The 9,385-nt window shown below is 70.0% G+C and carries 6 protein-coding genes; 3 read left to right on the top strand and 3 right to left on the bottom strand.

Translation table 11 applies throughout. The annotated features are described in order from the left end of the window. Positions 1 to 73 precede the first annotated feature (73 nt). Positions 74 to 2,401: a collagenase gene (locus tag E4099_RS23715; protein WP_135341147.1), complete on the bottom strand. Its 2,328-nt coding sequence runs from the start codon at positions 2,399 to 2,401 to the stop codon at positions 74 to 76. Between the two features lie 503 nt (positions 2,402 to 2,904). Between E4099_RS23715 and E4099_RS23710 the strand changes: the two genes are divergently transcribed. The 3 genes from E4099_RS23710 to E4099_RS23700 all read left to right on the top strand — a co-directional run bounded on the left by E4099_RS23710 (position 2,905) and on the right by E4099_RS23700 (position 6,969). Continuing rightward, positions 2,905 to 4,962 (top strand): NPCBM/NEW2 domain-containing protein, encoded by a 2,058-nt coding sequence (locus E4099_RS23710; RefSeq protein WP_135341146.1) that lies wholly within the window; start codon positions 2,905 to 2,907, stop codon positions 4,960 to 4,962. Between the two features lie 152 nt (positions 4,963 to 5,114). Then, positions 5,115 to 6,263, top strand: coding sequence for an aminotransferase class V-fold PLP-dependent enzyme (locus tag E4099_RS23705; protein ID WP_245245121.1), 1,149 nt, complete (start codon positions 5,115 to 5,117; stop codon positions 6,261 to 6,263). Positions 6,264 to 6,300: 37 nt separating this feature from the next. Beyond that, positions 6,301 to 6,969: a DUF1963 domain-containing protein gene (locus E4099_RS23700; RefSeq protein ID WP_245245120.1), complete on the top strand. Its 669-nt coding sequence runs from the start codon at positions 6,301 to 6,303 to the stop codon at positions 6,967 to 6,969. A 462-nt stretch (positions 6,970 to 7,431) separates the two neighbouring features. On the opposite strand, the gene E4099_RS23690 is transcribed toward E4099_RS23700, so the two are convergent. Together E4099_RS23690 and E4099_RS23685 are read right to left on the bottom strand one after the other, a co-directional pair. Continuing rightward, positions 7,432 to 8,094, bottom strand: a complete 663-nt coding sequence (locus E4099_RS23690) for a deoxynucleoside kinase (RefSeq protein ID WP_135341144.1) — start codon at positions 8,092 to 8,094, stop codon at positions 7,432 to 7,434. Between the two features lie 440 nt (positions 8,095 to 8,534). Beyond that, positions 8,535 to 8,756 carry a hypothetical protein gene (locus E4099_RS23685; protein ID WP_135341143.1) on the bottom strand — a complete coding sequence of 74 codons (222 nt, stop codon included), beginning with the start codon at positions 8,754 to 8,756 and terminating at the stop codon, positions 8,535 to 8,537. Positions 8,757 to 9,385: the final 629 nt, after the last annotated feature.

The following is a 9,385-nucleotide window of genomic DNA, read 5'->3' as shown; positions in this document are numbered from 1 at the left end:
GTACGGGGGCTGGTGGGGCGGGGCCGGGTGCCCCGCCCCTCTCGGTCGTATCAGGGACAGGCAGGCGCTCCGCTCAACTCCGCAGCGGACCTTCGCAGGTGTACGTCGAGGTGCCGGCACGCCTGTCGCTCCATATGTCGACCTCGCCGAAGCTGCAGTTCATGTCGGCGAGGTTGTGGGACGCGGCGCCGGCCCGGTCGAGGATGAAGTAGTCCACGGTCTCCGACATGTCCTTGAAGACCTGGTCGGGGTTGTCGGCGGCGGACAGGTTCGCGGTGATGCGCCCGGTGCAGAGGAAGCGCCGCTTGCCGGGATCGCCGTTCTCCACGCAGTCCGGGTTCTGGTAGGTCGCCGAGGCGAAGGCGGACCGGACGGCCACCACCGAGCTGTCCTCGAGTTGCTCGTTGGGCGTGAAGGTGGTGTTCGGCACGAACAGCCGGTCCACTTCGGCGATCCGCGCGTCCAGGAACGCGTCGTACTCGCGCTGGATGGCGGGGTCCGTTCCCAGGTGGTCACGCCAGGCGTCGAAGGCGGCCGGGTCGTTCGCCCGGAGGTTCCGGTACATCTGGCGGAGCACCCCGGGCCGCTGGGACCACAGGTACTCGAAGAAGGTGCCGGCGTAGGGGTAGAAGCGGAAGCCGTCCTCCGTGTACGTGGCGTGCAGCAGCTGGTTCACCGTCATGCGCGGGCCGCCGTCGGCCGTGTCGTTGATGACGGACCTGACCAGGGAGCGGCGCGCCGCGACGCCGTCGGAGCGGGTGGCGCCGTCGAAGAACTCCGCGGTGCCCTCGTCCATCGCGGTGGTGCGGTCGTCCTGGTACCAGGGACCCTCTCCGAAGGAGCCGGGGACCGCGAACCGTCCGTTGAGGTAGTGGACGTACTCGTGGCGGAACAGCTCCTCCAGGGTCAGTGAGGAGTCCTGCGGCACCCGGCGCTGGTAGGTGTAGAAGGTGGCGCCCTGCTCGATGTAGACGCCGCCGTTATCGGTGCCCATGCCGGTGAGGAGCGGGTGGTAGTTCTCGTAGTCGGCCCGGGACGCGTACAGCACGATGTTGAGTGTCGCGTTGGGGTCCCCGGCGAGTGGCTGCTCGGAGCCCAGGACCCGGTGGAACTGCGCCTTGACCTGCTTGCTCGCGTAGTAGAGCTGGTCGACCACGGGCCGGCTGAGCGCGGTGCGGACCTTGATGCCGCCGCTGTCGTAGGTGTACGTGTCGGGGAAGAGCCACTTCTCGATGTCTTCCTTGCACACGCCGTACGGCGCGCACGCCCCGTAGTAGGTGAGCCAGGAGACCGTCTTGATCCAGGGGTCGCTGCCACGGCCGAAGGTGGCCTGCGCCGTGGGCAGCACGTTCGTGCCGAGGTCGGGGACGAGCGCGTCGCGCAGCACGTCGATCTGGCCGAACCGGCCGTACTCCATGACGGCGTCCCGGACCACCCACTCGTTGGGGGTGCCCTTGAGGTGCGCGTATCCGGCGAACGCCTTGAAGGCGGCGCGGTAGGAGTCGTCCCGGGCCGCGGCGGTGTGGAACGCGGAGTCCCGGTTGCCGGGGTAGACGCCGAGGTAGTTCACGGACAGCGCGGCGAGCGCGGCACCGCCCCACCTGGCATCCGCGTAGGTGGCGGCGTGGCTCCGGTCCATGGTGGCCAGCACCTTCTTGACGAGACCGAGCTGGTGCTGCCGCAGCCCCGGCGCACTGCCCGCGTAGAGGGCCTCGCGGAGGGTCTCCGCGTTGGCGGGGGTGGCGTCGAAGCTTCGGGCCGCGGTGCCGAAGGAGTCGATGGCCCCGCGGACGGCGTCCGTGGTGGCCGGGTCGGTGATGTCGATCTCGTCGCGGCTGAAGTCGTGGTACACCACGGCGTGGAGATAGGTGAACATCTCCAGCAGATGGCTGCCGTCGCGGCCGTCGTGGGACGCGGCGAGCGAACTGACGCGGCGGCTGACGGCCTGGACATGAGCATCGGACATGACGCGGGCGAGCCGTGCGTCCCAGGTCCAGACGAGGCCGCGGAGGCACCCGTCCGCGGTGACCGCCGGGTCGGCGAGGAAGTCGGCGAACTCCTCCGGAGCGAGTCCGCTGACGCCATCGAGGGTGCAGGGCACTCCCGCGGCCGTGCGGGGTGCCGGGGCGGTCGCCCGCGGCGCCTTCGCCGCCTTCCCCGGACCGGGTATGCGGCCTTCGGGCGTGCCGCCCGGGGCGGGGGCGGGCTTCACTGCCTGGCGTGGGGCCTTGGCGAGGCGCTCCACCTCGTCGTACGGGTGGGCCGCCGGGGCCGCACGGAAGGTGGCCGGGGCGGCGGACGCGGTCTCGGCGGCCTGCACCGCCGGTACCGCGGGGGCGAGCAGCGCCGCCGCGACGGCGGTGGCGAGGACGCAGGAACGCACGGGTCTGTGCTTGGGCATCGGTTCTCCTGAGTGGGGGGTCGTGCGGGATGGCTCGGTGATGGACCGACGAACCTCAGGGCTGAGCCGTAGCGTGACTGAAGGATCTCCAACTGCAATGTGACCCGTAACATAATAATGTGAAATTGCACTGCGCAAGACGTGTGCGCCGTCCACTTGCCGTACCACGGCACCGAGTTCGTCTACTCCCGCCGTCCACCGGGCACTGGAAGCGGCTTCGATGACGCGGCCGGCCCGGCCCGCGGATGGTGCCTCGCCGCAGTTGCCAGTCGGCGTCGGGCAGGCTGCCGTCGACGTAGCCATCGATGGAGCATCCGCGCCGCCACGGTCAGGCGGCTCATGGGTCGAACAAACTCCAACATCGGACGGCTGGTTGGCGGGGCAGGCCGAAAAAAATGCTCACTGTCGCACCTCTTCCAACAAAGTCCCACACTCCCTAGCCTTCCTCTGGCAGCTGCACCAAGGGCACGATCCAGGACGCATGACGAGGGAGACATACGCAGATGGCTCACTTTCCCGGGTGGAGAGCCCGGCCCCGGTCTTCCGCACGCACCGCTCTCGCGACGATCGGCGCCGGGCTGTTGTGTGCCACCGTGCTCGGCTCCCCGGCGCTGGCCGAGGGCGCTCCGCAAGAGACCCGCACCACTGCCTTCGCGGCCGCGCCGGCGGATGACGACCACCTGGCCCTGACGCCCCCGATGGGCTTCAACAACTGGAACTCGACTCACTGCCGAGCGGAGTTCAACGAGGCCATGGTCAAGGGCATGGCCGACCTCTTCGTGGAGAAGGGGCTGAAGGCGGCGGGGTACGAGTACATCAACCTCGACGACTGCTGGGCCCTGCCCGCGCGGGACGCCGAGGGCAAGCTCGTGCCGGACCCGAAGCGGTTCCCGCACGGCATCAAGGCCGTCGCCGACTACGTGCACGACAAGGGGCTCAAGTTCGGCATCTACACCAGCGCGGGCATCAAGACCTGCGACGTGCTGGGTTTCCCCGGTGGCCTGGGCCACGAGTACAGCGACGCACAGCAGTTCGCGGACTGGGGCGTCGACTACCTGAAGTACGACAACTGCAACAACCTGGGCGTGGACGCGAAGAAGCGCTACACGACGATGCGCGAGGCACTGAAGGCCACCGGCCGTCCGATCCTCTACAGCATCTGCGAATGGGGCGAGAACAAACCCTGGGAGTGGGCGAACGGTGTCGGCCATGCCTGGCGCACCACCGGGGACATCAGCGACAGCTGGGACTCCATGGTGTCGATCATGAAGGAGAATCTGGCGCTCGACGAGTACGCGGGCCCCGGCGGTTGGAACGACCCGGACATGCTGGAGGTCGGCAACGGCGGCATGACCGACACCGAGTACCGCACCCACTTCTCGATGTGGTCGATCATGGCCGCGCCCCTGCTCATCGGCTCGGACCTGCGAACGGCGCCGCAGTCCGCCTTCGACATCCTCTCCAATGAGGAGGTCATCGCCGTCGACCAGGACAGGTTGGGCAAACAGGGCAAGGTGGTCAGTTCCGAGGACGGTCGGTGGGTGGTCGCCAAGGAACTGGCCGACGGCGGCCGTGCCGTCGCCCTGTTCAACGAGAGCGACCGGCCGCAGCGGATCTCCACCACGGCGCGCGCCGTCGGACTGCCCCAGGCGGCCGGCTATCGGGTGCGGGACCTGTGGGAGCACAGCGACGCCCACACCGCGGGCAAGGTCGCCGCGACGGTGCCCGCTCACGGGACCGTGTTGGTCCGGGTGAGCCTCGACCGCGGGTGGGCCCAACTGCCCCCCGCCGTGGCTTCCGGCGCGGACGGTCGCGCGATCACCGAGGCGGGCGGCGAGACGGGGCTCAGCGCGACGACCGAGAACCTCGGGCGTCTCCCGGTGCGCTCCCTCACCACCCGGCTGACCTCTCCCGAGGGCTGGCGTGTCGAGGCGGACTCCCCGTCCGGCGCGCCGCTGCTGTCCGGCGGTTCGCCGTTCAGGACCACTTGGCGGGTGACGGCTCCCCAGGGCACCGCACCCGGTACGTACGACCTGACGTTCACCACCACGTACCGGACGCTGTCCGGGACACCGGTCAGGGCGAGTTCCCCGGTCCAGGTGAAGGTGTCCGTTGCCCCGGCGGACGGCACGACCCTCATCAGCGACCTCACTCCGCTGGCAACCACCAACGGCTGGGGACCGGTCGAGAAGGACCGCAGCAACGGCGAGGCGAAGGCCGGTGACGGCAAGGCGATCACCATCGGCGGTGAGACCTGGGACAAGGGCCTGGGTGTGCACGCCGCGAGCAGTGTCGAGTACTACACCGCGGGCCGCTGCGAGCGGTTCACGGCCCGGGTCGGCCTCGACGACGAGGCCGGGGTGCGCGGCACCGCCGCCTTCGAGATCTGGGCCGACGGCGAAAGGAAGGCAGCCACCGGCGTGCTCACCAACCTCCAGGGTGCGCAAGAGCTCACCGCCGATGTGAGCGGCGCCAGGACCGTCAGGCTCGTCGTCACCGACGGCGGCGACGGCAAGGACTACGACCACGCGGACTGGGCGGATCCGAGGATCACCTGCTGAGAGTTTCGGCGGCCGACTCCGATGGTGGGTCCGGCCGCCGAATGGTCCGCCGACTACCCGGAGGTATCCTTCACCGTGCCGAGCCAGACCGTCCAAGGACCCTACGTCCGCACCCAGGTGGCCCCGGGCCGGACCTTCACCGTGGAGGTGCCGTGACCACACCCGCGGCACCCACCGCGTTCCCCGGCGGACCGCAGCTGTTCCGGCTCAGCCCGCAGGTGGCCCACCTCAACCACGGCTCCTACGGGGCCGTACCGCTTTCGGTCACCCAAGCCCGCCTGCGCCTGCTGGCGGAGGCGGACACCGACCCCGACGCCTTCTTCGTGGCCGTCCCGGACCGACTCGCCGAGGCCCGGGGCCGCGTCGCCGAGCACCTGGGCGCCGACCCCGAAGGGATCTCCTTCGTCACCAACGCCACCGAGGCCGCCAACCTCGCATTGGACGCCCTGCGCCTGGGGCCGGACGACGAAATCCTGGTCAGCGACCACGGCTACGGCACCGTCGTCAGCGCCGCGGCCCGCCGGGCCCGCCTGACCACCGTCGCCCTCGACCCGGCGCTGCCCGACGAGGACGCGGTGCGCCGAGCGGTGCTGGCCGCCGTCACCCCCCGTACCGTGGCGGTGCTGCTCGACCAGATCAGCTCTCCCACCGCCCGCGTGATCGCCACCCCTCGGCTGCTGGCGGATCTCGCCGACCGCGAGGTGACCACCCTGGTCGACGGTGCCCACGCTCCCGGCATGTTGGCCGACCCGCTGGCCGGCCGGCCCGACTTCTGGTTCGGCAATCTGCACAAGTGGGGCTACGCCCCACCGGGCAGCGCCGTACTGGCGGTGTCACCCCGCTACCGTGCCCAGGTCCCCGCACCCGTGCCCTCCTGGGAGGACCACCGCGGCTTCCCCCGCGCGGCGGAGTACCGTGCCACCGCCGACTACACCGGCTGGCTCGCCGCCCCCGAGGGACTGGACCTGTTCGTCCGGCTCGGCCCCGAGCGGGTCCGAGCCCACAACAGTGCCCTGGCCGGCTACGGGGCCGAACTGCTCAGCCGGATACCGGGACTGACCTCGCTACCGGCCGATGACGCACTGGCCATGCGCGCGCTGCGCCTGCCGCCGGGCATGGCCCGCACCCAGGACGAGGCAGCCGCACTGCGCGAGGAGATCGCCGCCCGGCTGGGCTGCCGGGTTCTGATCTGGCCCTGGCCGGGCGGCGGAGGCATCCGGATCTGCGGGCAGATCTACAACGTGCCGCAGGAGTACGAGCGCCTGGCCGCGGGCCTGGGCTCCCTGCTGGCCGGCCGCTGAACCGGCCGTGTCAGCGGCCCGTCGTACAGTCGCCACCGTGACGACAACTCTGATGACATACGCGGGCACCACGGAGCCCGACACGCTGGCGACCCGCACCGGCGGCGTGCCGCTGGCCCCGTCCGGGACTGGGTGGCCGCAGTGCGCCACCTGCAACGGACCCATGCAGTTCCTCGCGCACATCCTCCTCGATGACCTTGGCCTCCACGCGGGTCAGGGCGCCACCGAGGGACGCGGCGTGCTCGCTCTGTTCATGTGCCAGAACGATCCGGGGATGTGCGAGGAGTGGGATCCGCACGCGGGCGGCAATCAAGCGCTGATCTTCCCCGCGGCCGCGCTCCGGCCGATGCCCGTGCCCTCATTGGACGAGGAAGACGACCAAGAACCGGTCCTGCTCGGTTCGGTGAGCGCCATCAGCTACGAGACGCCGTCGAAGACAGCGGATTACGACCAGGCGCGCAAGGAGTGGGCGAGCCGGCCGAACCGGAGTCCTCTGGACGTCCTCGGCCAGTTGGGCGGGCATCCTGTCTGGCTACAGAGTGACGAAACCCCTGCCTGCCCGACCTGCGCCCAGGAGATGCGGCTCGTCGTCCAGCTCGCGGAGGGCCGGGACCACTCCACCGCGATGAACTTCGGCGGTCGTGGCGAGGCCTACGCCTTCGCTTGCGAGCCCTGCGTACAGGCCGTGTTCCTGTGGCAGTGCTGACCACAGCGACCTCCGGTCCCCGCCCGGATGGCCAACCCACGCTGGAGCAGCCGCGGGCGCTGCACAGGGAGCCCTCGTGCCAGGGGTAGCAGGCCCACGATCCGGCATGCCAGTGAGCAGTACCTCGGCTGCTGGCTGCCGGCGTCCTGCAGGTCAGGTCGCCCGGTGACCGTCCAAGTCCCTCATCGGGGCGGTGGTGCCGGGGCGTCGTCCGTTCTTCGGGAGCCGCGGCCTGGCCGTGCGGGCGCCGGCCGAAGTGCCGGTGGGCCCGGCAGGAGGTCGAGTCGACTCCGCCCATGGACCGGTCGATCCGCCCCGCGAGGTCGGCATCGGCCTGGACCTCCTACGGGATCCGGTCCCAGGTTCCGTCCGCCGACCGGCCGCGATGCCCGTAGACGGTCCTCCAGGAGCCGTGCCGCTCTCCGGCGGATCACGCCACGGCACACCGGTACGGACCCGTCCTCAGGCCCGGCGCCTGCCCGCCGCCAGGGCGTCCTTGACCTCCCGCGCCACGCGGGCCGCGTCCTCGGGGTTGTTCACCACATCGGTGTGGTTCATGTCGACGACGAGGACTTCGCTGGCCGAGTAGTACTTGTGCACCCAGTCGTCGTAGCCGGACCACAGCGTCCGGTAGTACTCCACGAGGCTCTCGTCCTGCTCGAAGTCGCGGCCCCGCAGCCCGATGCGGTGCAGCACCGTCGCGAAGTCCGCCTTGAGATAGACCATGAGATCGGGTGCCTTGCGGTACGGCAGGCCGTCGATCTCGCGCATCATCTCGTCGAGCAGTCCCTCGTACACCCGCATCTCGAGGGAGCTGATCCGGCCCAAGTCATGATTGACCTTGGCGAAGTACCAGTCCTCGTATATGGACCGGTCGAGGACGTTGTCGCCCTGCTTGTACGCCTCCTTGATCGCGGCGAACCGCGTCTGCAGGAAGTAGAGCTGGAGCAGGAAGGGGTAGCGCTTCGCCTGGATCTCCTCGGGGCTGGCCGTGTAGAAGAGCGGAAGGATCGGATTGTCTTCCACGCTCTCGTAGAAGACCTCGCTGCCCAGCTCCTTGGCCAGGATCTCGGCCACGCTCGTCTTACCGATTCCGATCATGCCACCGACGCAGATCACGGGCATACCTCACTTCTCCCTGGGGTCTTCTGAATCACGGGCGGGCGAGCCGGTTACCCCCGCACCGCTGAGAGGCGTGTCGGCATGACATCGATTCCCCAGGATCTTCGTGATCAGCGGCGTGCGGTTCCCATCCGGGCCAAGGTCCCGCCGCTCGCGCTCCTCGACCGGCCAGACTGCCCGTTCTGCGGTTACCACGTAAAGCGACGTGCCACTGGCCCGTGGCCGTCTTGAAGCATAAATGATGTTCAGCCCCACGTCGGCCAGAGCCCCACCACCCTCGCGCCTCGCGCCTCGCGCCTCCGGCACGGTCACCGCCGGCCCCCGCACGGGCCTGGCCGAGACCGGTAGGTTCCCCGCGGGCCGGGCACTCCGTCGGGCGTCGCGGCCCCGCTATGCCGCGTCAGTGGTGGAGAGCGGCGCGCCGGACGGCAGCACCGCGTCCCTCAGCGGTCCCGGTCATTCCTGCGGAACGGGGTGGCGGTGGACCATACGGCGTCGAGCGCGATCCGGTCGAGCCTGCGCTCCAGCACCAGGCGGGAGCCGTTGTCGTCCACCACGGTGTCGGCGATCACCGGCGCGCTGCGGGACGCCTTCGCCTCTTCCCGGTCTCTCACATCGCCGGGGCCGGCGATCCCGCGCAGGGCCCGCGGTTCGGCTGCGCCCATGAGCGCACGGTGCTGCACGCGTATCCGGTGACCCAGCTGCGGGCCGGCGGCGCGGGCGGCCCGGGCCTCGCCCGCATCCCCGGCATCGTGATCACCGTCGCCGCCGAAGGCCAGCGAGCCACCACCGGAGACTGGGCCGCCCACGCAGCTGCGGTCAGCCGGCGGCCGGTCAGGACGGAGAGGGCTCGACCGTCGGCGGGACGATCCCGGGCCGGTCCGGCCTCCGCTCCGCCGGCGGCACCAGCCCCGGCTCCGCCCGGCATGGGTGCCGTGCGTTCGAATCCCGCCGGCGCACAACGCATCACGCTCACGCTCCGAATCAGCCACCATGCGTTCCGTCAACTCGACGGCCGCATATGCCAATTGCATGTGTTGGCAACTGAATTACTGGTCAACCGATAGTCCTTGACAGCGGATCAAGCTCGGATGAACATCGTTGTGACCCCGCTGACTGGTGGGGTTTCAGCCAAGAACTGAGACAGGGGGTATTCGAATGTCTGCGATCGTTTCCACGCTCAAGCACACGAAGTACGTGATGGGTTCGATGACGGCGGTGCTGTTCGGCTTCTGCGTCAGCTAACCCGCGAGTGGGGTGGGCGGCCACGGTCGCCCACCCCACCATGGGGGAC

Source organism: Streptomyces palmae, from assembly GCF_004684805.1.
Classification (GTDB): domain Bacteria; phylum Actinomycetota; class Actinomycetes; order Streptomycetales; family Streptomycetaceae; genus Streptomyces; species Streptomyces palmae.
Note: the sequence above shows the minus strand (reverse complement) of the source record. Positions and strands in the feature narration are given on the sequence as shown.

Bases quoted from the DNA above. Each gene is read 5' to 3' on its own strand.
- E4099_RS23715 (WP_135341147.1), bottom strand. From the start codon at position 2,401: ATGCCCAAGCACAGACCCGTGCGTTCCTGCGTCCTCGCCACCGCCGTC.
- E4099_RS23710 (WP_135341146.1), top strand. From the start codon at position 2,905: ATGGCTCACTTTCCCGGGTGGAGAGCCCGGCCCCGGTCTTCCGCACGC.
- E4099_RS23690 (WP_135341144.1), bottom strand. From the start codon at position 8,094: ATGCCCGTGATCTGCGTCGGTGGCATGATCGGAATCGGTAAGACGAGC.
- E4099_RS23685 (WP_135341143.1), bottom strand. From the start codon at position 8,756: ATGGGCGCAGCCGAACCGCGGGCCCTGCGCGGGATCGCCGGCCCCGGC.